This is a genomic window from Streptomyces sp. SS7 (genome assembly GCF_037993025.1).
Taxonomy (GTDB): domain Bacteria; phylum Actinomycetota; class Actinomycetes; order Streptomycetales; family Streptomycetaceae; genus Streptomyces.
On sequence record NZ_CP141223.1, the window covers coordinates 7,057,350 to 7,082,046 of the forward strand.

15 protein-coding genes and 1 pseudogene are annotated in these 24,697 nt (G+C 70.9%); 10 read left to right on the plus strand and 6 right to left on the minus strand.

Annotation, left to right across the window (positions count from 1 at the left end):
• Positions 1-10: 10 nt before the first annotated feature.
• Positions 11-457, minus strand: coding sequence for a VOC family protein (locus U5640_RS32435; RefSeq protein ID WP_340380435.1), 447 nt, complete (start codon positions 455-457; stop codon positions 11-13).
• 220 nt (positions 458-677) lie between these two features.
• Between U5640_RS32435 and U5640_RS32440 the strand changes: the two genes are divergently transcribed.
• Positions 678-3,683, plus strand: coding sequence for a bifunctional [glutamine synthetase] adenylyltransferase/[glutamine synthetase]-adenylyl-L-tyrosine phosphorylase (locus tag U5640_RS32440; RefSeq protein WP_340380437.1), 3,006 nt, complete (start codon positions 678-680; stop codon positions 3,681-3,683).
• Positions 3,684-3,692: 9 nt separating this feature from the next.
• On the opposite strand, the gene U5640_RS32445 is transcribed toward U5640_RS32440, so the two are convergent.
• A complete protein-coding gene (locus U5640_RS32445) occupies positions 3,693-4,808 on the minus strand; it encodes a DMT family transporter (protein ID WP_340380439.1) in 1,116 nt (371 codons plus the stop codon).
• 71 nt (positions 4,809-4,879) lie between these two features.
• Between U5640_RS32445 and U5640_RS32450 the strand changes: the two genes are divergently transcribed.
• Both U5640_RS32450 and U5640_RS32455 read left to right on the plus strand, forming a co-directional pair.
• A complete protein-coding gene (locus U5640_RS32450) occupies positions 4,880-5,782 on the plus strand; it encodes a LysR family transcriptional regulator (RefSeq protein WP_340380441.1) in 903 nt (300 codons plus the stop codon).
• Between the two features lie 25 nt (positions 5,783-5,807).
• A pseudogene (locus U5640_RS32455) lies at positions 5,808-6,319 on the plus strand (amidohydrolase family protein); the annotation flags it as partial.
• A gap of 27 nt (positions 6,320-6,346) precedes the next feature.
• Here U5640_RS32455 and U5640_RS32460 read toward each other — a convergent pair.
• Complete coding sequence (locus U5640_RS32460; protein ID WP_340380443.1) at positions 6,347-7,207, minus strand: phosphatase PAP2 family protein; 861 nt, start codon at positions 7,205-7,207, stop codon at positions 6,347-6,349.
• 143 nt (positions 7,208-7,350) lie between these two features.
• A complete protein-coding gene (locus U5640_RS32465) occupies positions 7,351-8,385 on the minus strand; it encodes a LacI family DNA-binding transcriptional regulator (protein ID WP_067244975.1) in 1,035 nt (344 codons plus the stop codon).
• A gap of 391 nt (positions 8,386-8,776) precedes the next feature.
• Here U5640_RS32465 and U5640_RS32470 point away from each other — a divergent pair, with 391 nt between their 5' ends.
• From U5640_RS32470 to U5640_RS32490, 5 genes are all read left to right on the plus strand, one after another.
• On the plus strand, positions 8,777-10,051 hold the full coding sequence (locus U5640_RS32470; protein ID WP_340380446.1) for an extracellular solute-binding protein: 1,275 nt from the start codon (positions 8,777-8,779) through the stop codon (positions 10,049-10,051).
• A gap of 114 nt (positions 10,052-10,165) precedes the next feature.
• Complete coding sequence (locus tag U5640_RS32475) at positions 10,166-11,170, plus strand: sugar ABC transporter permease (RefSeq protein WP_340380447.1); 1,005 nt, start codon at positions 10,166-10,168, stop codon at positions 11,168-11,170.
• Positions 11,171-11,183: 13 nt separating this feature from the next.
• Entirely contained in the window at positions 11,184-12,107 is a 924-nt protein-coding gene (locus U5640_RS32480; protein ID WP_340380448.1) for an ABC transporter permease subunit, read from the plus strand.
• A gap of 115 nt (positions 12,108-12,222) precedes the next feature.
• Positions 12,223-13,902: a glycoside hydrolase family 13 protein gene (locus U5640_RS32485; protein ID WP_340380449.1), complete on the plus strand. Its 1,680-nt coding sequence runs from the start codon at positions 12,223-12,225 to the stop codon at positions 13,900-13,902.
• A 441-nt stretch (positions 13,903-14,343) separates the two neighbouring features.
• A complete protein-coding gene (locus U5640_RS32490) occupies positions 14,344-15,723 on the plus strand; it encodes an alpha-amylase family protein (RefSeq protein ID WP_340380451.1) in 1,380 nt (459 codons plus the stop codon).
• A 69-nt stretch (positions 15,724-15,792) separates the two neighbouring features.
• On the opposite strand, the gene U5640_RS32495 is transcribed toward U5640_RS32490, so the two are convergent.
• Positions 15,793-17,874: a carbohydrate-binding module family 20 domain-containing protein gene (locus U5640_RS32495; protein WP_340380453.1), complete on the minus strand. Its 2,082-nt coding sequence runs from the start codon at positions 17,872-17,874 to the stop codon at positions 15,793-15,795.
• Between the two features lie 188 nt (positions 17,875-18,062).
• Here U5640_RS32495 and pulA point away from each other — a divergent pair, with 188 nt between their 5' ends.
• Together pulA and U5640_RS32505 are read left to right on the plus strand one after the other, a co-directional pair.
• Positions 18,063-23,438, plus strand: coding sequence for a pullulanase-type alpha-1,6-glucosidase (gene pulA / locus U5640_RS32500; protein WP_340380455.1), 5,376 nt, complete (start codon positions 18,063-18,065; stop codon positions 23,436-23,438).
• A 133-nt stretch (positions 23,439-23,571) separates the two neighbouring features.
• Positions 23,572-23,934, plus strand: coding sequence for an isomerase (locus tag U5640_RS32505; protein ID WP_340380457.1), 363 nt, complete (start codon positions 23,572-23,574; stop codon positions 23,932-23,934).
• 3 nt (positions 23,935-23,937) lie between these two features.
• On the opposite strand, the gene U5640_RS32510 is transcribed toward U5640_RS32505, so the two are convergent.
• Positions 23,938-24,627, minus strand: a complete 690-nt coding sequence (locus U5640_RS32510) for a TetR/AcrR family transcriptional regulator (RefSeq protein ID WP_340380459.1) — start codon at positions 24,625-24,627, stop codon at positions 23,938-23,940.
• Between the last annotated feature and the right edge of the window lie 70 nt (positions 24,628-24,697).

Below are 24,697 nucleotides of genomic sequence, written 5' to 3' on the forward strand. Positions count from 1 at the left end.
GCCGGGCGGGTCAGGAGGTCTGCCGGGCCAGCTCCGAGAGCACCTGGTGCAGGGGTTCCTCGGCCCGGCGACGGTACTCCTGGATCGCCCAGCCGTTGCCGTCGGGGTCGCTGAAGTACAGGAACGAGCCGCCGTCGTCGGGGGTGTAGCGGACCGGCTCGGAGACCTCCAGACCCCGCTCCAGCAGTTCCGCGCGGGCCGCGTCGATGTCGGCCACGCACAGCTGGAGCCCCTGGTAGGAGCCGGGGGCGGGGCGCGGGCCCCGGACCATCTTCCAGATGCTGTCGCCGAGCGCGATCGAGCAGCCCGAGCCCGGCGGCGTCAGCTGGACGATCCGCATACCGGGCATGACCTCCTGGTCGACGTCCACGTGGAAACCGACCTTGTCGCGGTAGAAGTCACGGGCCCGGTCGATGTCGCTCACGGGCAGCGGGATCACTTCGAGCGTGTACTGCATCCTGGTCCTCCGGAGCCTCGGTCGTACCGCCACGCCCGTGCCGGGCCGGACGGCTCAACATACCGAAGCGGAAAACCGTCCGCTGCGCCACCGCGGGGACGCCCCCGCCGCTCACCCGCCTCCCCTCGCCCCGGCGCTTCCCCGGACCTCTCCGGTTAGGCTCAAGTGCGTACGACCTTGATCGGAGTCAGCGGAGTCAGTGGAGTCGAGGAGGCCGGGGATGACGGCGGCGCCGGGGCGCAGGAGCAGTACCTTCACACGGCTGCTGCGGCACGGGTTCACCGATCCCTCCGCCGCCGAACGGCTGCTGGACGGGCCCGAGCTGGCTCCGGTGCGCAGCGATCCCATCCTGCTGGAGGCGCTGGGCGCGGTCGCCGACCCGGACCTGGCGCTGCGCGGTCTGGTCGGGCTGCTGGAGGCACAGTCCGACCACACGGCCCGGCGCGGACTGCTCGACACACTGATAGCGGCCAAGCCCCTGCGGGACCGGCTGCTGGGGGTGCTGGGCGCCTCCGCCGCACTCGCCGAGCATCTGGCCCGGCACCCGGGGGACTGGGAGGCACTGCTCACCTATGAGCCCCGGGACCTGCACCCCGGGGTGGAGGAGTTCGAGCGGGGCCTCGCACCGGCGGACGACCCGGTGTCGCTGCGGGTCGCGTACCGGCGCTGCCTGCTGTCGATCGCCGCCCGGGACGTCTGCGGGACGACCGACGTCGCCGAGACCGCCGCCGAGCTCGCCGACCTCGCCACCGCCACCCTGCGCGCGGCGCTGCGGATCGCGTCGGCGGCCGCCCCGCAGGACGCCGCGCTGTGCCGGCTCGCCGTCATCGCCATGGGCAAGTGCGGCGGCCACGAGCTGAACTACGTCTCCGACGTCGACGTCATCTTCGTGGGAGAGGCCGCCGAAGGGGCCGACGAGGGCAAGGCCCTGCGCGCCGCCACCAAGCTGGCCTCGCACATGATGCGGATCTGCTCCGAGACCACCGTGGAGGGCTCGATCTGGCCGGTCGACGCCAATCTGCGGCCCGAGGGGCGCAACGGGCCGCTGGTGCGGACGCTCAGCAGCCATCTCGCCTACTACCAGCGGTGGGCCAAGACCTGGGAGTTCCAGGCGCTGCTCAAGGCCCGGCCGGTGGCGGGCGACCTGGCCCTGGGCACCGAGTACGTCACCGCCGTCGAGCCGCTGGTGTGGAAGGCCGCCGAGCGGGAGAACTTCGTCGTCGACGTGCAGAAGATGCGGCGGCGGGTCGTCGAGAACATCCCGGCCGCCGAGGTCGAGCGCGAACTGAAGCTCGGTCCCGGCGGGCTGCGGGACGTCGAGTTCGCCGTACAGCTGCTCCAGCTCGTGCACGGGCGGTCCGACGCCTCGCTGCGCAGCGGCACCACCCTGGACGCCCTCCAGGCGCTGGCCGCGGGCGGGTACGTCGGGCGGGCCGACGCCGTACAGCTCGACGACGCCTACCGGTTCCTGCGGTCCATGGAGCACCGTATCCAGCTGTACCGGCTGCGGCGGACCCATCTCGTCCCCGAGGACGAGGACGACCAGCGGCGCCTCGGGCGCTCCCTCGGCCTGCGGACCGACCCGGTGGTGGAGCTGAACCGGGAGTGGAAGCGGCACGCGGCCGTGGTCCGGCGCCTCCACGAAAAGATCTTCTACCGGCCGCTGCTCGACGCCGTCGCCCAACTGGCCACGGGTGAGGCCCGGTTGAGCCTGGAGGCGGCGCGTGAGCGGCTGATCGCCCTCGGGTACGCCGACCCTGCCGCCGCACTGCGGCACCTGGAGGCGCTCGCCTCGGGCGTCACCCGCAAGGCCGCCATCCAGCGCACCCTGCTGCCCGTGCTGCTCGCCTGGTTCGCCGACTCCGCCGACCCGGACGCCGGACTGCTCAACTTCCGCAAGGTGTCGGACGCGTTGGGCAAGACCCCTTGGTACCTGAGGCTGTTGCGGGACGAGGGGGCGGCCGCCGAGAACCTCGCCCGCGTGCTGTCGGCCGGACGCCTCGCCCCGGATCTGCTGCTGCGGGCCCCGGAGGCGGTCGCCCTGCTCGGTGACGGCGACGGGGACGGCGGCGGGCTCCAGCCGCGCGGGCGGGCCCAGCTGGAGCAGGAGACCCTGGCCACCGTGGGGCGGGCGGGGAACGCCGAGCAGGCGGTCACCGCCGCCCGCGGCGTGCGCCGGCGCGAGCTGTTCCGTACGGCGGCCGGCGACATCGTCAGTTCCTACGGCACCGAGACCCGGCCCGCCGAACCCGACCAGGGGGCGCTGGTGGACCGGGTCGGTGCCGCCGTCTCCGATCTCACGGCGGCCACGCTCGCGGGGACGCTGCGGGCCGTGGTGCGCGAGGGCTGGGGGGACACCCTGCCCACCCGGTTCGCGGTAATCGGCATGGGACGCTTCGGCGGGCACGAACTGGGCTACGGCTCCGACGCCGACGTGCTGTTCGTGCACGAGCCCAGGGAGGGCACCGACGAGAGGGAGGCCTCCGAGGCCGCGAACCGGGTGGTCGCCGAGATGCGCCGGCTGCTCCAGGTCCCGAGCGCCGACCCCCCGCTGCTGATCGACGCCGATCTGCGGCCCGAGGGGAAGTCCGGGCCGCTGGTGCGGACGCTGAAGTCGTACGAGGCCTACTACCGGCGCTGGTCGCTGGTGTGGGAGTCGCAGGCGCTGCTGCGCGCCGAACCGGTCGCAGGCGACGAGGAGTTGGGGCGGCGGTTCATCGAGCTGATCGATCCGCTGCGGTATCCGGCGCAGGGGCTCGGGGAGGACGCCGTACGGGAGATCCGGCGGCTGAAGGCGCGGATGGAGTCGGAGCGGCTGCCGCGCGGCGCCGACCCCAAGCTGCACACCAAGCTCGGACCGGGCGGGCTGTCCGACGTGGAGTGGACCGTGCAGCTGCTCCAGATGCGGCACGGGTGGGCGCAGCCGGGGCTGCGGACCACGCGGACCCGGGAGGCGCTCGCGGCCGCGTGCGCGGCCGGGCTCATCCCGGCGGAGGACGCGGAGACCCTCGACGAGGCGTGGGTGCTGGCCACCCGGGTGCGCAACGCCGTGATGCTGGTCCGGGGGCGCGCCGGGGACACCTTCCCCTCGGAGAGCCGCGAACTCACCGCAGTGGGCCGCTACTTGGGATACGGCCCGGGTCGGGTGGGCGAACTGCTGGACGGTTACCGCCGCACCGCCCGGCGGGCCCGGGCGGTGGTGGACCAGCTGTTCTACGGGGGGTGACGGCGGGCGTCACCCGAGGGCGTGACGCGTGCGGACGTCACCCGCGGCCGTGGCGGCCGGTGGGGCGGTGAGCGGGGCGGCGGACAGGCCGGCCGGTGGGGCGGCGGACGGGCCGGCGTCCCGCCCGGCGGCGGGTCCGTGAGCGTGTCCGACAGCTGGCCCGTGAGCGCGCCGGGCGACGGTTCCGTCGGCGGGCTCGGCAACGGTCCCGTCGGCGCGCCCGGGAACCCGCCCGGCGGTCCGCCTGCCGGCCGGCCCGGGCGCGGTGCCGCGTCCGCGGGTCAGCGCCACGCCCACCAGGACGACCGTCATGCCGGCGAGGGCGCGGGCGCCCAGGTGCTCGTCCAGGACCAGCGCGCCGAGCGCCACGGAGACCACCGGCAGCAGATAGCCGACCGTCGCCGCCGCCGTCGCGCCCTCGTCCGCTATCAGACGGTAGTTGAGGTAGAAGGTCAGCCCCGTGCCGAGGACGCCCAGGGCGGTCACCGCCAGCAGGCCGACCGGGTCCGGGCGGAGCGGGCCGGCCGCCGGGAGGGCGAGCGTGGTCCAGGCCGTCGCGGTCAGGAGCTGGGCCGCCGACATGGCCAGCGGAGCCTCCCGTACGGCGAGATGGCGCGCCATGTGGGCGAAGGCCACGGCGTAGCTGGCCGCCGCCGCCAGCAGGGCCAGGGCGGGCCCGCCGAACAGGCCCTCCTGCTGCCACGGGGCGAAGATCAGGACCGTACCGGCGAAACCGAGGGCCAGGCCGGCCAGCCGGATCGGGTGGGCGCCCCGGTCGGTGCCCAGGGCCAGGCCGATGAGGAGGGACCACAGCGGGGTCGTGGCGTTGAGGACCCCCGCCAGCCCCGAGTCCACCCGCTGCTCTCCCAGGGCGAACAGGGCGAAGGGGAGTGCGTTGCAGAACAGGGCGGCCACGACGAGGTGGAGCCAGGTGGTGCGCCCGCGGGGGAGGCGCTGGCCCGATCGGCGGGCCAGGAGGAGCAGGACCGCCGTGCCCAGTGCGCAGCGGGCGATCGTGATCTGGACCGGGGTCAGTCCGTGGGTGAGGGCCAGTTTGATCCAGAGGAAGCCGGAGCCCCAGAACAGGGCCAGGGCCGCCATACGGAGAGTGGAGGCGAGGGGCATGGCACCACCGTGGCCTCCTTCTTCTGTGAGGACAAGTGAAAGGTTCTGGATGGTTCGTTAAGCTGGACTGCATGCTTGATGTGCGACGGATGCAGATGCTCCGGGCGGTCGTGGGGAGCGGGTCCGTGACGGCGGCCGCCGGGGTGCTGGGCTACACGCCGTCCGCGGTGAGCCAGCAGATCGCCGCCCTGGAGAAGGAGGCCGGGACCGAACTGCTGGAGCGGGTGGGGCGCGGGGTGCGGCCCACGGCCGCGGCGCTGCTGCTCACCGAGTACGCCGAGGCCATCGCGCGGCAGGTCGCCGAGGCGGAGGCGGCACTCGCCGATCTGGCGGCGGGGCGGATCGGGCGGCTGTCCGTGCGGTACTTCGCGACCGCCGGGGCGGGGCTCGTGGCGCCGGCCATGGCGCGGCTGCGGGAGCGGCACCCGGGCGTGCGGGTCGATCTGCGGCTGACCACCGACACCGGGGACGCCCTGGCGGACGTCCGGGAGGGGCGGGCCGATCTCGCCCTGGCGGTGCGCGGCGCGGACGAACCGGTGGAGCAGGGCGTACGGCGTGCGCCCCTGCTCGACGACCCCTACCTCGCGGTGCTCCCGCGCGGACACCGGCTCGCCGGGCGGCGCGCGCTGCGGCTGGTGGAGCTGGCCGAGGAGGCGTTCGTCGGCAGCGAGTGGCCCGGCCCCTGCCTCGACGCCCAGCTCGACGCCTGCGCGGCGGTGGGGTTCCGGCCGCGGTTCGTCGTGGAGAGCGAGGACTACGGGACCGCGCAGGGATTCGTCGCGGCCGGGCTGGGGGTGGCCCTCGTGCCCCGTCTGGGGCTGGGGAGCCGGCATCCGGGGGTGGTGGTGAAGGAGGTACGGGACCCCGTACCGGTCCGCACGATCCACACGGCGGTGCGCGCGTCCGCCCCGCCGCAGGCGGCGCTGGAGGCGTTCGTCGAGGCGCTGCGTGAGGCGGCCCGGCCGCCCGCCTGACGTGGCGGGACGCGGGCCGGGGGCGGGGCGGCGGCACCGGATCGAGCATCTGGAGACCGTGCCCGACGACCTGCTGCCGCGGTTCGCCGAGCTGGGGGTGGCCACGTCCGTGCAGCCGCCGCACACCGCGTACACCCGCGCCGACGCCACCGACGAGTGGTCGCGCCGGCTGGGCGCGGACCGCGCCGGGCGGGCCTGGCGGCTGCGGGATCTGCGGGACGCGAGGGCGACGGTCGCCCTGGGCTCCGACTGGCCCGTCGCCCCCTACGACGTCCGGGGCGTCCTGGCGACGGCGGTTGCGCCCCGGGGCGCGGCGGCCGCCCGGTCCGGGCTGACGGGTCTGGAGGCACTGGAGGGGTGTACGACCCATGCCGCCCGTGCGGCGGGGAGGCCGGCCGCGGGGGACGCATCGCCGTGGGCCTGCGGGCGGACCTCACGGCGTTCGGCCTGGACCCGGTCGAGGCCCCGGCGGACGAACTCGCCGAGGCACCGGTACGTCTGACGGTCACCGGAGGCCATGTGGTGCACCGGGACTGACCCCGCGGGCGCCGCGGCCGCCCGGCGCTACGCCTTGGTCGGCAGCAGGGCTCCGCCCCGGCCCCGGGGCGGCACGTGGCGGGGCAGGGAGTAGGGGAGCGCGCCGTACCAGAGGGCCGCGACCGTGAAGCCGAAGGCGAGGCAGATGATGCCGCCCACCGCGTCCAGCCAGAAGTGGTTGGCGGTGGCGACGATGACGATCAGCGTCGCCACCGGGTAGAGCAGCCCCAGGATCCGCACCCAGGGCAGTCTCGCCAGCGCGAAGATCGTCAGGCCGCACCACAGGGACCAGCCGATGTGCATGGACGGCATCGCGGCGTACTGGTTCGACATGTTCTTCAGGTCGCCGGAGGCCATCGAACCCCAGGTGCGGTGGACCATGACGGTGTCGACGAAGTGGCCGCCGGTCATCAGCCGCGGCGGCGCCAGCGGATAGAAGTAGTAGCCGACCAGGGCGACCGCGGTCGTGGCGAAGAGGACCAGCCGGGTCGCGGCGTAGCGGCCCGGGTGGCTGCGGTAGAGCCAGACCAGGACGGTCAGCGTGATGATGAAGTGCAGCGTCGCGTAGTAGTAGTTCATGCCCACGATCAGCCAGGCCACCGAGTTCACGGTGTGGTTGACCGAATGCTCGAAGGCGAGCCCCAGGTGGTGCTCCATGCGCCAGATCCAGTCCGCGTTGCGCAGCGCCTCGGACCGCTGCTCGGGCACCGCGTTGCGGATCAGCGAGTACGTCCAGTAACTCACCGCGATGAGCAGGATCTCGAACCAGAGGCGGGGCCGGCGGGGGGAGCGGAGCCGGGCGAGACGGCGCTCGCGGGCCCCGGCCGCGACGGCCTGTGGAACGGCCTGTTCACGGCCTTCCAACGGCGTCACGGTCGAGTCACCCATGGACACAAAGTCTGCCAGAAAAGCCCTCTTGGTCCGATCATCCTCCGGTCGGGTTGCCCCCGCATGTTCTACGGCGGACGCACCCCATCGTCTCCTACCGGCGCAGGGGAGGAAACCCCCTTTTCCTCCACCCCGGGGACGATCTAAGGACGATTCCGGTCCCCGGGGGCCGAAGCGGTCGAACCCCGCACCACCAGTTCCGGCATGAACACGAACTCGCTGTGCGGCGCGGGCGTCCCGCCGATCTCCTCCAGCAGCGTGCGCACCGCGGCCTGGCCCATCGCGGGGACCGGCTTGCGGATGGTGGTGAGCGGCGGGTCGGTGAAGGCGATCAGCGGGGAGTCGTCGAAGCCGACCACCGAGATGTCCTGGGGGACCGCGAGACCCCGCTGCCGGGCCGCCCGTATCGCGCCGAGCGCCATCATGTCGCTGGCGCAGACGATCGCCGTACAGCCCCGGTCGATCAGGGCCGTGGTCGCGGCCTGCCCGCCCTCCAGGGTGTACAGGGAGTGCTGCACCAGCTCCGTCTCGATCTGCTCGGCGCCCAGCCCCAGCTGGTCCTGCATGGTGCGGACGAAGCCCTCGATCTTGCGCTGCACGGGCACGAACCGCTTCGGACCCAGGGCGAGCCCGATCCGGGTGTGGCCCAACGACGCGAGGTGGGTGACCGCGAGGGTCATCGCCGCCCGGTCGTCGGGGGAGATGAACGGCGCCTGCACCTTGGGGGAGAAACCGTCGACCAGGACGAAGGGGACGCCCTGCGCGCGCAGCTGCTCGTAGCGCTGCATGTCGGCCGTGGTGTCCGCGTGCAGCCCCGAGACATAGATGATGCCGGCGACCCCGCGGTCCACCAGCATCTCGGTCAGCTCGTCCTCCGTGGAGCCGCCCGGGGTCTGGGTGGCGAGCACGGGGGTGTAGCCCTGGCGGGTCAGCGCCTGCCCGATGACCTGGGCCAGGGCCGGGAATATCGGGTTCTCCAGCTCCGGCGTGATGAGGCCGACGAGGCCCGCGCTGCGCTGGCGCAGCCGGACCGGGCGTTCGTAGCCCAGGACGTCCAGTGCGGCGAGCACGGACTGGCGGGTGGTGGCGGCGACGCCAGGCTTGCCGTTGAGGACGCGGCTGACGGTCGCTTCGCTCACCCCCGCCTGCGCAGCGATGTCGGCAAGCCGTGTGGTCACAGACGTGGACTGTACCGGCCAGGTGTCGCCTTGCACACCAATCGGACGCCGCGGCCGTCCCGTTGGCCTGCCTCGTCCGGGCTGCTGCGTCATCGCGCTCCCTCGTGGTCCCTCATGAAAGTGATGGCAAGAGCTTGCAGAGTCTTGCACAGACCGCCCCACGTGCTCGACGGGCGTAAACAAGCGTCTCATGGCGGTCGCCGTCCGGTCACGCCCGGATAACTTCCACGCCCGCTTGCAAATTTTTGCTGCAAGTACTTTCGCGCCGCTTACCTGGCTGTTACGTTCGGCCACGCCCGGCGGCGGCAACGGCGCAGTCGGCCAGTCGGCAGGGACGGTGGACGGGACCGCCCCCTGTAGCTACACGGGCTTTCACCCTCAAGGAGAACTCATGCGGCGTGGCATAGCGGCCACCGCGCTGATGGCGTCCCTCGCCCTCGCGGCGACGGCCTGCGGCGGAGACGACAGCGGCAGCGACAACTCGAGCGGGCCGGTCACCCTCACCTGGTGGGACACCTCCAACGCCACCAATGAGGCGCCGACGTACCAGGCCTTGGTCAAGGAGTTCGAGGCCGCCAACAAGAACATCAAGGTCAAGTACGTCAACGTGCCCTTCGACCAGGCGCAGAACAAGTTCGACACCGCCGCCGGTGCCTCCGGCGCCCCGGACATCCTGCGCTCCGAGGTCGGCTGGACCCCCGCCTTCGCCAAGAAGGGCTACTTCCTGCCGCTGGACGGCACCGAGGCCCTGACCGACCAGGCCAAGTTCAAGCCCAACCTGATCGAGCAGGCCAAGTACGACGGCAAGACCTACGGCGTGCCGTTCGTCACCGACACCCTCGCGCTCGTCTACAACAAGGCGCTGTTCGCGAAGGCCGGCATCACCGAGGCCCCCAAGACCTGGGACGACCTCAAGAAGGCCGCCGCCACCGTCAAGGCCAAGACCGGCGTCGACGGCTACTGGGGCTCCACCCAGGCCTACTACGCCCAGACCTTCCTGTACGGCGAGGGCACCGACACCGTCGACGTCGCCGCCAAGAAGATCACGGTCGACTCCGACGCCGCGAAGAAGGCGTACGGCACCTGGCTGAGCCTGTTCGACGGCAAGGGTCTCCACAAGGCCGACACCACCGCCGACGCCTACGCCCACATCCAGGACGCGTTCGTCAACGGCAAGGTCGCCGCGATCATCCAGGGCCCCTGGGAGATCACCAACTTCTACAAGGGCTCCGCCTTCAAGGACAAGGCCAACCTGGGCATCGCCACCGTCCCGGCCGGCTCCACCGGCAAGGCGGGCGCCCCGACCGGTGGCCACAACCTCTCGGTCTACGCCGGCTCGGACAAGGCCCACCAGGCCGCCGCGCTGAAGTTCGTCAACTTCATGACCTCGGCGAAGTCCCAGTCGACCATCGCGCTGAAGAACTCCACCCTGCCGACGCGCGACGACGCCTACACCGCCGAGGTCAAGGCCGACCCGGGCATCGCCGGCTACGGCACGGTCCTCGCCGCCGCCCAGCCGCGCCCCGCGCTGCCGGAGTACAGCTCCCTGTGGGGGCCGCTCGACACCGAACTGCCCAAGATCGCGGGTGGCAAGGAGACCCTCGACCAGGGCCTGAGCACCGCCGAGACCGCCATCGCCAAGCTGGTGCCGGACTTCAGCAAGTGAGCCCCGCGTGGCCGCCGGATCCCCCCGACACGGGGGAGGGATCCGGCGGCCACCGGCCTGTGAGCCGTACACCCCCTCGAAGATCCAGCGTGCAGACCCAGAAGGTGTCGAACCATGACAGTCGCCATCGACCGCGCCACCGGCAAACGCCGCGGTGACCGTGAGCCAGGACCCGGCCTGGGCGGGCGCCTGAAGCGGGGCTACCACAAGCACTGGTACGCCTACGCCATGATCGCCCCGGTGGCGGTCGTCCTCGGCGTCCTCGTGCTCTACCCCCTGGTGTACGGCCTCTACCTGACCCTCACCGACGCCAACAGCCTCAACACCGCGCGCACGATCGGCGTCAACCACATCGACGCCACCTACAAGTTCATCGGCCTCGACAACTACGCCGACATCCTCTGGGGTCCGACCGCGTACGACCGCTTCTGGTCGCACTTCGTCTGGACGATCGTGTGGACGGCCGTCTGTGTCGCCCTGCACTACACCCTCGGCCTCGGCCTCGCCCTGCTGCTCAACCAGAAGCTGCGCGGCCGCACCCTGTACCGGCTGGTCCTGGTGCTGCCCTGGGCGGTGCCCACCTTCGTCACGGTCTTCGGCTGGCGCTTCATGCTCGCCGACGGCGGCATCATCAACTCCGCCCTCGACGCCCTGCACCTGCCGTCGCCGTCCTGGCTGGAGGACACCTTCTGGCAGCGGTTCGCCGCGATCATGGTCAACACCTGGTGCGGTGTGCCGTTCATGATGGTCTCCCTGCTCGGCGGCCTCCAGTCGATCGACGCCTCCCTCTACGAGGCGGCCGAGATGGACGGCGCGAGCGCCTGGCAGCGGTTCCGGTACGTCACCGTCCCCGGCCTCAGGACCGTCAGCTCCACCGTCGTGCTGCTCGGCATCATCTGGACCTTCAACCAGTTCGCCGTGATCTTCCTGCTGTTCGGCAACACCGCCCCCGACGCGCAGATCCTCGTCACCTGGGCCTACTACCTCGGCTTCGGACAGCAGCCGCGCGACTTCGCCCAGTCCGCCGCCTACGGCATCCTGCTGCTGGCGATCCTGATCGTCTTCACCTCCTTCTACCGCCGCTGGCTGGGCCGCAACGAGCAGCAGCTCGCGATCTGAGGCAGGAGTCCCGATGAGTACCACGACCGCTCCCACCCCCGCCTCGGCCCCGGTGAGCAAGGAGAACCCCGTGAAGGCACCGAAGGCATCGCGCCGGGTCCGCCGCCGCGGCGAGACGGGCCCCGCCGCCTCCCTCGCCTCCCACGCCGTCCTGATCGTCGCGAGCCTGATCGCGCTGTTCCCGATCCTCTGGCTGGTGTACCTGTCCCTCGGCCCGGACAAGGACGACTACCTGCACCCGGGCGGCATCTGGGACAAGATGACGTTCGCCAACTACACGTTCGTCCTCGAGCACACCAAGTTCTTCGACTGGCTGAAGAGCTCGCTGATCGTCACCCTCGGCACCACGGCCATCGGCGTGCTCATCGCCGCCACCACCGGCTACGCCGTCTCCCGCATGCGCTTCCCCGGCTACAAGAAGTTCATGTGGGTGCTGCTGGTGACCCAGATGTTCCCGGTCGCCGTCCTGATGGTGCCGATGTACCAGATCCTCTCGGACCTGAAGCTCATCGACAACTACTTCGGCCTGATCCTCGTCTACTGCACGACGGTCATCCCGTACAGCGCGTGGCTGCTCAAGGGGTACTTCGACACCATCCCCTTCGAGATCGACGAGGCGGGACGCGTGGACGGGCTCACCCCGTTCGGCACCTTCTTCCGGCTGGTCCTGCCGCTCGCCAAGCCCGGCCTCGCGGTGGCCGCGTTCTACAACTTCCTCACCGCCTTCAGCGAGGTCGCCTTCGCCTCGACGTTCATGCTCAGCGACACCAAGTACACGCTGGCCGTCGGCCTGCAGTCCTTCGTCAGCGAGCACGACGCCCAGCGCAACCTGATGGCGGCCACCGCGGTCCTGATCGCCCTGCCCGCTGCCGCGTTCTTCTACCTCGTGCAGAAGAACCTGGTCACGGGCCTCACGGCCGGCGGCACCAAGGGCTGACCCACGAACCCGGGGCGGCCGCGGTGTCATCCGACCCCGCCGGCACCGCGGCCGCCCCGTCTCCCACCGCCTCCTCGACCCCGACCCGATGACTCCGTTACGTACCAAGGACGCCATGAGCCAGCAGCACTCCGCAGCCCCGGCCCCCACCCCCACCTCCGCAGCGGCCGTCTCCACCGTCGGCACCCGCCGTGACTGGTGGCGGGACGCGGTGATCTACCAGGTGTACCCGCGCAGCTTCGCCGACAGCAACGGCGACGGCATGGGGGACCTGGAAGGCGTACGCTCCCGCCTGACGTACCTGCGCGACCTCGGCGTGGACGCCGTGTGGCTCAGCCCCTTCTACGCCTCCCCGCAGGCCGACGCCGGCTACGACGTCGCCGACTACCGGGCCGTCGACCCGATGTTCGGCAATCTGCTCGACGCCGACGCACTGATCCGTGACGCCCGCGCGCTCGGCCTGCGCATCATCGTCGACCTGGTCCCCAACCACTCCTCCGACCAGCACGAGTGGTTCAGGCGGGCGGTCGCGGAGGGGCCGGGTTCCCCCCTCCGCGACCGCTACCACTTCCGCCCCGGCAAGGGAGAGAACGGCGAACTGCCGCCCAACGACTGGGAGTCCATCTTCGGCGGCCCGGCGTGGACCCGCGTCGAGGACGGCGAGTGGTACCTGCACCTCTTCGCCCCCGAGCAGCCCGACTTCAACTGGGACCACCCCGCCGTGGGCGACGAGTTCCGCTCGATCCTGCGGTTCTGGCTGGACATGGGCGTGGACGGCTTCCGCATCGACGTCGCCCACGGCCTGGTGAAGGCCGCCGGTCTCCCCGACCTCGGCTCCCACGACCAGCTCAGACTGCTGGGCAACGATGTCATGCCGTTCTTCGACCAGGACGGCGTCCACGACATCTACCGCCAGTGGCGGCTCATCCTCGACGAGTACTCGGGAGAGCGCATCTTCGTCGCCGAGGCCTGGACCCCCACCGTGGAGCGCACCGCGAACTACGTGCGCCCCGACGAGCTCCACCAGGCCTTCAACTTCCAGTACCTGTCGACGGAATGGGACGCGAAGGAGCTCCGTACGGTCATCGACCGCACCCTGGAGGCGATGCGCCCGGTCGGCGCCCCGGCGACCTGGGTCCTGTCCAACCACGACGTGACCCGCCACGCCACCCGCTTCGCCAACCCGCCCGGCCTCGGCACCCAGATCCGCACGGCCGGCGACCGCGAGCTCGGCCTGCGCCGCGCCCGCGCGGCCACCCTCCTCATGCTGGCCCTGCCCGGCTCGGCCTACGTCTACCAGGGCGAGGAACTCGGCCTGCCCGACGTCGTCGACCTCCCCGACGAGGTCCGCCAGGACCCGGCCTACTTCCGCGGCGCCGGCCAGGACGGCTTCCGCGACGGCTGCCGGGTGCCGATCCCGTGGACCCGCGAGGGATCGTCGTACGGCTTCGGCACGGGTGGCAGCTGGCTGCCCCAGCCCGCGGAGTGGGCGGAGCTGAGCGTCGAGGCCCAGCAGGGCGTGGCCGGCTCCACCCTGGAGCTCTACCGCTCCGCCCTCCACCTCCGCCGCACCCACCCCGACCTGGGCGCGGGCGACGCGGTGGAATGGCTGAAGGCCCCGGAGGGCGTCCTCGCCTTCCGGCGCGGCGGGTTCGTGTGCGTCACGAACACCTCCGGCGAGCCGGTCCGCGTCCCGTCCCACGGCCGCGTCCTCCTCACCAGCGGCGAGGTCGCCGAGACGGACGGCGATCTCAAGCTCCCCGCCGACACGACGGCGTGGTGGACCACGGCCTGACGGCACGTCAAGGGCCCTGCCGCTTCCTCGGGAAGCGGCAGGGCCCTGCGTCTTCCGCCGAGGCGCCTTCGGTCCCGTGCGGGCGGACCGTACCCGAGGCCGTCGTGCCGCTGTGGAGAAGTAGCCGGAAACGACTCGGTGTCGTGCCCGTACGCCGCTGCCGAGTCTGCCGGACGGGGGGCAACTGTCCCCGTCCGGCTCGATCATCCAGGTGAAGCCCGCATCCCTTCCGGCAGACGGGCCTGAGCAGCACAGCCGCGCCCGCGACGCCTTCGTGGCCGTGCTCTGGCCGGCGCTCTTCCGGCGGGTCGTCATGCGTAACGTGTTGCACTTCTTTCGCGCCACCCCCTGCCCTTCTCGGCCGTCGCACCCTTAACATCGCGCCACCGCAAGGTTGCTGAAAGATTGCAGCAAGAGCCTTCAATGGAGAAGGAACCCCCCATGGTCAGCAGCAGAACCCTTTCGGGCGCCGTCGCCCTCGCCGCCGGGGCGGCCCTCATGGCCCCCGCGACCGCCGCCCACGCCACCCCGCCCGGCACCAAGGACGTCACGGCCGTCCTCTTCGAGTGGAACTTCGCCTCCGTCGCGAAGGAGTGCACCGACACCCTCGGTCCGGCAGGCTACGGATACGTCCAGGTCTCGCCGCCCGCCGAGCACATACAGGGCCCGCAGTGGTGGACGTCGTACCAGCCGGTCAGTTACAAGATCGCGGGGCGCCTCGGTGACCGCACCGCGTTCCGGAACATGGTCACCACCTGCCACGCGGCGGGTGTGAAGGTCGTCGTCGACACGGTCGTCAACCACATGGCGGCGGGCAGCGGCACCGGCACCGGCGGCTCCTCGTACACGAAGTACGCCTACCCGGGCCTGTACTCCTCCTACGACTTCGACGACTGCACCTCCCCGGTGACCAACTACCAGGACCGCTGGAACGTCCAGCACTGCGAGCTGGTGAACCTCGCCGACCTGGACACCGGCGAGGAGTACGTCCGCAAGACCATCGCCGGCTACATGAACGACCTGCTCACCCTGGGTGTCGACGGCTTCCGCATCGACGCGGCCAAGCACATCGACACCGCGGACCTGGCCAACATCAAGTCCCGGCTGACGAACCCGGGCGCGTACTGGAAGCAGGAGGTCATCTACGGGTCCGGCGAGGCCGTCCAGCCCACCGAGTACACCGGCAACGGCGATGTGCAGGAGTTCCGTTACGCCTACGACCTCAAGCGGGTCTTCAACAACGAGAACCTCGCCTATCTGAAGAACTACGGCGAGGGCTGGGGGTATCTGAGCAGCTCCGTCGCGGGCGTCTTCGTCGACAACCACGACACCGAACGCAACGGCTCCACCCTCAACTACAAGGACGGCGCGAACTACACCCTCGCCAACGTCTTCATGCTGGCGTACCCGTACGGCGCACCGGACATCAACTCCGGCTACGAGTGGTCCGACACGGATGCCGGCCCGCCCAACGGCGGTACGGTCAAAGCCTGTTGGCAGGACGGGTGGAAGTGCCAGCACGCCTGGCCGGAGATCCTCCGCATGGTCGCCTTCCGCAACGCCACCCGGGGTGAGGCCGTCACCGACTGGTGGGACAACGGGGGCGACGCGATCGCCTTCGGGCGGGGCAGCAAGGGGTACGTGGCCATCAACCACGAGAGTGGCTCCCTGGCCCGGACCTACCAGACCTCCCTGGCCGCGGGGACGTACTGCAACGTCCAGAACAACACCACCGTGACCGTGAACTCCAGTGGCCAGCTCACCGCCACCCTCGGCGCCAACACCGCCCTGGCGATCTACGCCGGCAAGTCCAGCTGCTGAAGCCCCCCACTCCGCACCGCGCACCCCGCGCACACCGCGCACCCGGCGGTGCGCGCGGGGTCGGCGGTTCTACTTCCAGGTGTCGCCCGTCGTGTACCCGGACCCGCTGCCCGTCGTGTACGAGCGGTTCGTACCGGACTCCCAGGTCACCTGGCCGGAGGAGTCCTTCTTGATGTACTTGTACGCGAAGGCCGTGCTCTTCGGGACGATCACCGTCCTGCTCCACGTCGGGTAGGACGCCGAGGACAGCGGGATCGCGTCGGCGGTGTTCCAGGAGCCCAGGGAGGCGAGGGAGCCGACCACGTAGACGTCGGTGCCCCAGGCCGTCGTCGCGTCGACATGGAAGGTGACGTCTGTGGCGCTCGCGGTGGCCACGTTCCAGGAGCTGTTGACCGTGATCGCCGACGTCGTGGTCGCCGCCGTCCGGTTGGCGTTGGACTCCCAGGTCACCTGGCCGGAGGAGTCCTTCTTGAGGTACTTGAACTCGAACGACGTGTTGATCGGCACGTTCACCTCGCCCGACCAGACCGGGTAGCCCGAGGAGGACAGGGCGACCGCCTTGGACGTGTCCCAGCCGCCCAGGGCCGCGATCGAGCCGACGACGTAGACGTTCGTGCCGCTCGAGGTCGCGGCGTACTCGTTGAAGGTGGCGCTCACCGTCGACGTGGAGCCGCCGTCACCGCCGCCCGGGTCCTCGCAGCCGACGGTGCAGGTGTAGGAGCCGTCGTAGAAGGCGATCGCGCTCTTCGCCGGGATGGTGAGGGAGGCGCTGCCGCCGGACACCGTCACCGTGCTCGCGCCGCCGTCGATCACGTTCTTGTACGTGCCATCGGCCATACCGGTCGCGAAGGTGTACGTGGCGCTGCCGGAGCCGTTGTTGAGGGCGAAGAAGCCCGCGCCGCTGCGGCCGAAGCCGATGACGGCCGACGACTTGGTCTGCCAGTTCGACACGGCGGCCGTGCCCGTCGCGTTGTGCCAGGCCACCATGCCGACGACTGCGGTGTCCCGGTCGAGGCAGTACCAGGCGCCGCTCGCGCAGTCGGTGTCGGTGACGAAACCGGCGGAGTTCGGCGGGGCCTGGTCGCTCTGCGTCCACTCCCAGCTCGCGTACACGGTCGGCGTGGACCACTTGTAGGCGAGCTGGAAGAGGTTGGCGAGCTTGTAGGAGTCGCCGTCCTTGTAGCTCATGTGCAGTCCGTTGCGCTCGGTGTCGTGGTTGGTCACGAAGGACACCGAGTTGGCGGCCGGCAGGATGCCGGAGGAGGACAGCGACTCCAGATCGCTGACATTGCCCTGGAACGCCGACTTCAGCTTGCTCGCGTAGGTGAAGTCCAGGACGTCACCGGAGGCGTAGTAGTCGGCCGGCTGCGGGGTCGAGCCCGGGTAGATCTCCTGGAAGACGTACGGCGCCGCCCCCGAGGTCGTGGTGGTCAGCTTGGCCTCGATCGCCGCGAGGTCGGCCTCGGGGATGTGCTTGGCCGCGTCCACCCGGAAGCCGTCCACCCCGAGCGCGATCTGCTTGTTGAGGAAGGCCGCGATGCCGGAGCGGACGTTGTCGTTCTCCGTCTCCAGGTCGGGCAGGCCGAGCAGTTCGCAGTTCTGCACCTCGGAGAGGTTCGACCAGTCGTCGATGATCAGGTCGGAGTCGTTGCAGTCGTCGGACTGGTGGTAGTCGCCCGGGTCCCAGTCCGGGGTGTCGTACTTGTTGGTGAGGGTCGTGCCGTTGTAGCCGGTGCCGGTCTGGGCGGCGGTGTGGTTGATCACCGCGTCCGTGTAGACCTTGACGCCCGCGTCATGGCAGGCGGTCACCATCGAGGCGAACTTGGCCGCTGTACCGAAGCGGCTGTTCAGGTTGTAGGAGTACGGCTGGTAGACGTCCCACCAGTAGTACGAGGACTGCTTGAGGGACTCGGCGGGCGGGGCGACCTGGACGGCGCCGTACCCGGCCGGGCCGAGGACGTCGGTGCACTCGTCGGCGATGGAGTCCCAGTTCCATTCCCACAAGTTGGCGATGACGTCGCCCTTCGCGGTGGTGTCCGCGTGGGCGGCGGTGGTGGGCAGCGCGACGGCGCCGGCCAGGGCGAGGGTGGCGGCGGCCGCGGCGGTGGCGGCGCGCCTGAGGACACCCGGGGGGTGGTGTCTGGTGGTCATGTGCGGCTCCGGAAAGGGGTTTCGTGTTTCAACAACCCGTGAGAGTGGGGCAGTTGCGAAGGGCCCGTCAAGGCTTCGGTGCAAATTCTTGCTGTTGATTGCAAGACTCTTGCTGTAAACCTTTCGGCGGCGATACGGTCGCGCGGGGTCGGACCCAAGAGAGCCGCCATCGCTAGGAGTTCACACCGGTGATACACGTCAGACGGGTCGCGGCCGTCGCCGCCGCGGCCCTCGCCGCCGCGCTCGTACAGCCGCTCGCCGCCCACGCGGACAGCCCGCCCCCGCCGCCCTCCGACGCGAGGCTCGCCGCCGAACCCGCCCGGCACGACGACACCCGCGAGCAGTTCTACTTCGTCCTGCCGGACCGTTTCGCCAACGGGGACACCGCCAACGACAAGGGCGGTCTCACGGGTTCACGCCTCAGCACCGGCTACGACCCCACCGACAAGGGCTTCTACCAGGGCGGCGACCTCAAGGGTCTGACGCGGCGCCTCGACTACATCAAGGGCCTCGGCACCACCGCCATCTGGATGGCCCCGATCTTCAAGAACCGCCCCGTGCAGGGCACGGGCAGCAACGCCTCGGCCGGCTACCACGGCTACTGGATCACCGACTTCACCCAGGTCGACCCGCACTTCGGCACCAACAAGGACCTCTCGACCCTCATCGCCCGGGCGCACGCCAAGGGCATGAAGGTGTTCTTCGACGTCATCACCAACCACACCGCCGACGTCGTCGACTACGAGGAGAAGTCCTACGACTACCTCTCCAAGGGTGCCTTCCCCTATCTGACCAAGGACGGCCGGCCCTTCGACGACGCCGACTACGCGGCCGCCGGAAAGACGTTCCCGGCCGTCGACGCCGACTCCTTCCCGCGCACCCCGAAGGTCACGTCCACGTCCAAGGTGCCGTCCTGGCTCAACGACCCGACGATGTACCACAACCGGGGCGACTCGACGTACGCCGGCGAGTCCACGACCTACGGCGACTTCTCCGGCCTCGACGACCTGTGGACCGAGCGCCCCGAGGTCGTCAGCGGGATGGAGAAGATCTACCGGCGCTGGGTCAGGGACTTCGCCGTCGACGGCTTCCGGATCGACACCGTGAAGCACGTGAACATGGAGTTCTGGACCCAGTGGGCGACCGCCCTCGACGCGTACGCGGCGAAGCAGGGCCGCAAGAACTTCTTCATGTTCGGCGAGGTCTACTCCGCCGACCCGTCCGTCACCTCCCCGTACGTCACCCGGGGCCGCCTCGACGCCACCCTCGACTTCCCCTTCCAGGAGGCGGCCCGCCAGTACGCCTCCCAGGGCGCCGGCGCGCAGAGACTCGCGGGCGTCTTCGCCGACGACTACAGGTACACGACCGACAAGGCCAACGCGTACGAGCAGGTCACCTTCCTCGGCAACCACGACATGGGCCGCATCGGAGCCTTCCTGAAGCAGGACGACCCGAAGGCCACCGACGCCGAACTGCTCAGGAAGGACCGGCTCGCCAACGAGCTGATGTTCCTCAGCCGCGGCAACCCGGTCGTCTACTACGGCGACGAGCAGGGCTTCACCGGCTCCGGCGGTGACAAGGACGCCCGCCAGACCATGTTCGCCTCCAAGGTCGCCGACTACCTCGACGACGACGAGATCGGCACCGACCGCACCCACGCGAGCGCCGCCTACGACACGAGCGCGCCCCTGTACCGGCGGATCGCGGCCCTCGCGAAGCTCCGCAAGGCCAACCCGGCGCTGACCGACGGCGTCCAGACCGAGCGGTACGCCGCCGAGGGCGCCGGCGTCTACGCCTTCTCCCGCACCGACGCGAAGACCGGCACCGAGTACGTCGTCGCCTTCAACAACGCGGACACCGCGCGGACGGCGACCTTCGCGACCGGTTCCGCGCGCATGGCCTTCCACGGGATCTACGGCACCAGGTGCACCGCGACCTCCGGCGCCGACAAGAAGATCACGGTCACCGTCCCGGCCGGCTCGGCGATCGTCCTCAAGGCCGCCGGAAAGCTCGCCCGGCCCGCGACCAAGCCGACGCTCACCCTCAAGGCCCCCGCCGCCGGCGCCACCGGCACCGTCGAGCTCAGCGCCGACGTGGACGGCGGGCAGCTCAACCGGGTCGTCTTCGCCGCCCAGACCGGCAACGGGAAGTGGCAGACCCTCGGTTCCGCCGACCACGCCCCCTACCGGGTCACCCAGACCATCGGCGCGGACGTCCCGGCCGGAACCGCCCTGCGCTACAAGGCGGTGGTCGTCGACTCCGCCGGCCGGACCGCGTCCGCGACCGCCGGATCCACCACCGGCACCCCGCCCGCCGCGGAGATCCCCACCGCTTCCTCCCGCGACTACGCGATCGTCCACTACCGGCGCACCGACGGCGACTACGCCGACTGGGGCCTGTACGCCTGGGGCGACCTCGCCGACGGCGAGGCCACGAACTGGCCGGACAGCCACCCCTTCACCGGCCGTGACGCGTACGGCGCCTTCGCCTACGTCAAGCTGAAGCCCGGCGCCTCGAACATCGGCTTCCTCGTCGTCGACAAGGACGGCACCAAGGACGTCTCCACCGACCGCACGATCGACGTCACCAAGGCCGGCGAGGTCTGGATCGAGCAGGGCAAGGAGGACGTGCGGACGGAGCGACCCGACTACCCTGCCCAGGACAAGACCAAGGCGATCCTGCACTACCACCGCGCCGACGGTGACTACGACGGCTGGGGCCTGCACGTCTGGACGGGCGCCGCGAACCCCACCGAGTGGTCCAGCCCGCTGAAGCCGGTGAAGACCGACGCCTACGGGGCCGTCTTCGAGGTGCCGCTCACCGCGGGGGCCACCAGCCTCAGCTACATCCTGCACAAGGGCGACGACAAGGACCTGCCCGCCGACCAGTCCCTGGACCTCACGGCGAACGGCCACGAGGTGTGGCTGCTGGGCGGCCAGGAGAAGTACCTGCTCCCGCAGCCCGCCGGGTCCGCCGCCGCGCTCGACCTGACCACCTCCAAGGCGGTCTGGATCGACCGGGACACGGTCGTCTGGAACGGCTCGGACGCCGCCGCCTCCACCCAGCTCCTGTACTCCCGCGACGGCTCGATCACTGTCGACAAGGGCGCGCTGACCAGCGACGACGAGCGCTGGCTGCGGCTGACGAAGAGCACGCTCACCGACGCCCAGAAGGCGCGGTTCCCGCACCTGAAGGACTACACCGCCTGGTCCGTCGACCCGCGCGACCGCGACCGGGTGCGGGAGGCCCTCAGCGGTCAGCTGGTCGCCTCGCAGCGGGCGGCCGGCTCTGGGGGAGGGGCGGTCCTCGCGGCGACCGGCGTCCAGATCGCCGGAGTGCTCGACGCTCTGTACCCCGCCGCGACGAAGGCGAAGCTGGGCCCGACGTTCGCCAAGGGCCGCCCCACGCTGGCCGTCTGGGCGCCGACCGCGCAGCAGGTGTCCCTGGAACTCGACGGCTCCCGCGTGCAGATGAGGCGTGACGCCACCACCGGCGTCTGGTCCGTCACCGGCCCCAAGACCTGGAAGGGCAAGGCCTACCGGTACGTCGTGAAGGTCTGGGCGCCCTCCGTCCGCAAGGCCGTCACCAACAAGGTCACCGACCCCTACTCGGTCGCCCTGACGGCGGACTCCGCGCGCAGCCTGGTCGTCGACCTCGACGACAGGTCCCTGGCACCGGGCGGCTGGTCCTCGTACACCAAGCCCAGGGCGGTGCCGCTCAAGGACGCCGAGATCCAGGAGCTGCACATCCGGGACTTCTCCGTCGCGGACCCGACCGTGCCGGCGAAGGACCAGGGCACCTACCTCGCCTTCGCCGACAAGAACAGCGACGGCTCCAGGCATCTGCGCGCCCTGGCGAAGTCGGGCACGTCGTACGTCCACCTGCTGCCCGCGTTCGACCTCGCCACCGTCCCCGAGCGGAAGGCCGACCAGCAGACCCCCGGCTGCGACCCGGCCTCCTACCCGGCCGACTCCGAGCGGCAGCAGGAGTGCGTGGCGAAGACCGCCGCGAAGGACGCCTACAACTGGGGCTACGACCCGTACCACTACACGGTCCCCGAGGGTTCGTACGCCACCGACCCGGACGGCACCGCCCGCACGGTCCAGTTCCGGAAGATGGTCAAGTCCCTGAACGAGGACGGCCTCGGGGTCGTCATGGACGTCGTCTACAACCACACGGCGGCGAGCGGCCAGGCGGACACCTCCGTCCTGGACCGGATCGTCCCCGGCTACTACCAGCGCCTCCTCGCCGACGGATCGGTCGCCAACAGCACCTGCTGCGCCAACACCGCGACCGAGAACGCCATGATGGGCAAGCTGGTCGTCGACTCGATCGTCACCTGGGCCAGGGAATACAAGGTCGACGGCTTCCGCTTCGACCTCATGGGCCACCACCCGAAGGCCAACATCCTGGCCGTCCGCAAGGCGCTCGACGCGCTGACCCCCGCCAAGGACGGCGTGGACGGCAAGAGGATCGTCCTGTACGGCGAGGGCTGGAACTTCGGCGAGGTCGCCGACGACGCCCGGTTCACGCAGGCCACGCAGAAGAACATGGCCGGCACCGGCATCGCGACCTTCTCCGACCGGGCCCGGGACGCGGTGCGCGGCGGCGGCCCCTTCGACTCCGACCCCGGCGTCCAGGGCTTCGCCTCCGGCCTGTACACCGACCCCAACTCCGCCACGGCCAACGGGACGAGGGCCGAGCAGAAGGCCCGCCTCCTGCACTACCAGGACCTGATCAAGGTCGGGCTGTCCGGCAACCTCGCCGCCTACCGGTTCACCGACACCGACGGCAAGGAGGTCACCGGCGCCCAGGTCGACTACAACGGGCAGCCCGCCGGATACGCGGCCGCGCCCGGCGACGCCCTCGCCTACGCCGACGCGCACGACAACGAGTCGCTGTTCGACGCCCTCGCCTACAAGCTGCCGTCGTCGACGAGCGCTGCCGACCGGGCCCGGATGCAGGTCCTCGCGATGGCCACGGCCGCCCTCTCCCAGGGACCGTCGCTCTCCCAGGCCGGCTCCGACCTGCTGCGCTCCAAGTCCCTGGACCGCAACTCCTTCGACAGCGGCGACTGGTTCAACGCGATCCACTGGAACTGCGCCGACGGCAACGGCTTTGGCCGCGGGCTGCCCCCGGCCGCCGACAACGCCTCCAAGTGGCCGTACGCCAAGCCCCTGTTGACGAGTGTCCAGGTCAGCTGTGCGCAGATGACCGGCGCCTCCGCGGCCTACCGGGACCTGCTGAGGATCCGTACGACGGAGAAGGCGTTCTCGCTCGGCACGGCCGCCCGGGTGCAGTCCGCGCTGTCGTTCCCGCTGTCCGGCACGGACGAGACACCCGGGGTGATCACCATGGAGCTCGGCGATCTGGTCGTCGTCTTCAACGCCACGCCGGACGAGCAGACGCAGCAGATCGTCTCTCTCGCCGGCCGGGGCTACCGACTCCACCCGCTACAGGCGTCGGGCGCGGACCCCACCGTCAAGACCTCGTCCTACGTACGGGGCTCGGGCACGTTCGCCGTTCCGGGTCGTACGGTCGCGGTCTTCTCCCGCGTCTCCTGACACACGACCGGCGTGGTGGGGCCGGTCCCGGCGCGAGGCCGCCCCACCACGCCGCTCGGCCACTTCGCCCAGATCCACACGACAGGCTCTAGGGTGACGTGACCGACGCCGTCGTCCTGGACCTGGAGTGCTCATGCCGAACATCACCGTCGACTACTCGGCCGCCGTGACCCACGCCTTCGACCGGGAGGCCTTCGCCCGGGCCCTGCACACCGCGGTGGTGGAGATCGCGGCCGCCAAGCCGGAGGCCTGCAAGACCCTCTTCCGCCGGGCGGACGAGACCGCGTACGGCTACGAGGACCCGGTCGAGCAGCAGCACGCGATCGTCCACGTCTCCCTGGGTCTCCTCGCCGGCCGCACCGACGACACCAAGGCCCGGCTGACCGAGGCGGTCCTGGAGCTGCTGCGGGGGCACATCGCGGACGAGGGCATCACCCTGCACGCCTCGGCCGAGATCCGGGACCTCGACCCGTCGTACCGCAAGTTCGACAGGTGATCCTCAGGACGCCAGCGCGATGAGCCGGGCCGCCAGGTTCCCGAAGGGACCCTCGGCCGGCTCCGCGGCCAGCATCGGGTGCAGCAGCCTGCGCATCTCCTCGTCGTAGGCCGCGCTGACGGCGGTGAGCGCGGCGAAGTCGTGCACCAGCTGCACCTCCAGCTCCTCGCGCGGGATCCGCCGCCCGTCCAGCCAGATCAGCGCGGTCGACTCGGCGAGCGAGATCCAGGAGCGCACCACCAGCTCCAGACGGACGGGCGGGTCCGTGATGCCCAGGTGGGACAGGATCTGCTCGTAGGCCGCCTGGCGCACGGAGTCGATCAGGGCGTTCGTCGTGGACGAGCCGACGGCCGGGCCGCCGCGCATCAGGGCGGAGAAGCCCGGGCCGTGCTCGTCGACGAAGTCGAAGTAGCGGCGCATGACCCGCAGCAGCCGTGAGCCGAGCGGGCCCTCCCGGGCCTCGACGAAACGGGCGGCGAGGTCCTCCGAGGCCCGCTTCAACGCGGCCTCGTACAGGCTGAGTTTGCCGGGGAAGTAGTGATAGACGAGGGGGCGCGAGATACCGGCGGCGGCCGCTATCTCGTCGATGGAGACCTCGTCGGGCGAGCGCTGGGCGAACAGTTCGAGGGCGACGCCGATCAACTGCTGCCGACGCTCCTCGACTCCCATTCTTCGACGAACCCCGGTAGTCATGCGCACACCTTACCGATCGGATCCGGCCTCGAACGGACCGGATCGGCCTCGGGTGTTCACCTGTCGGGCA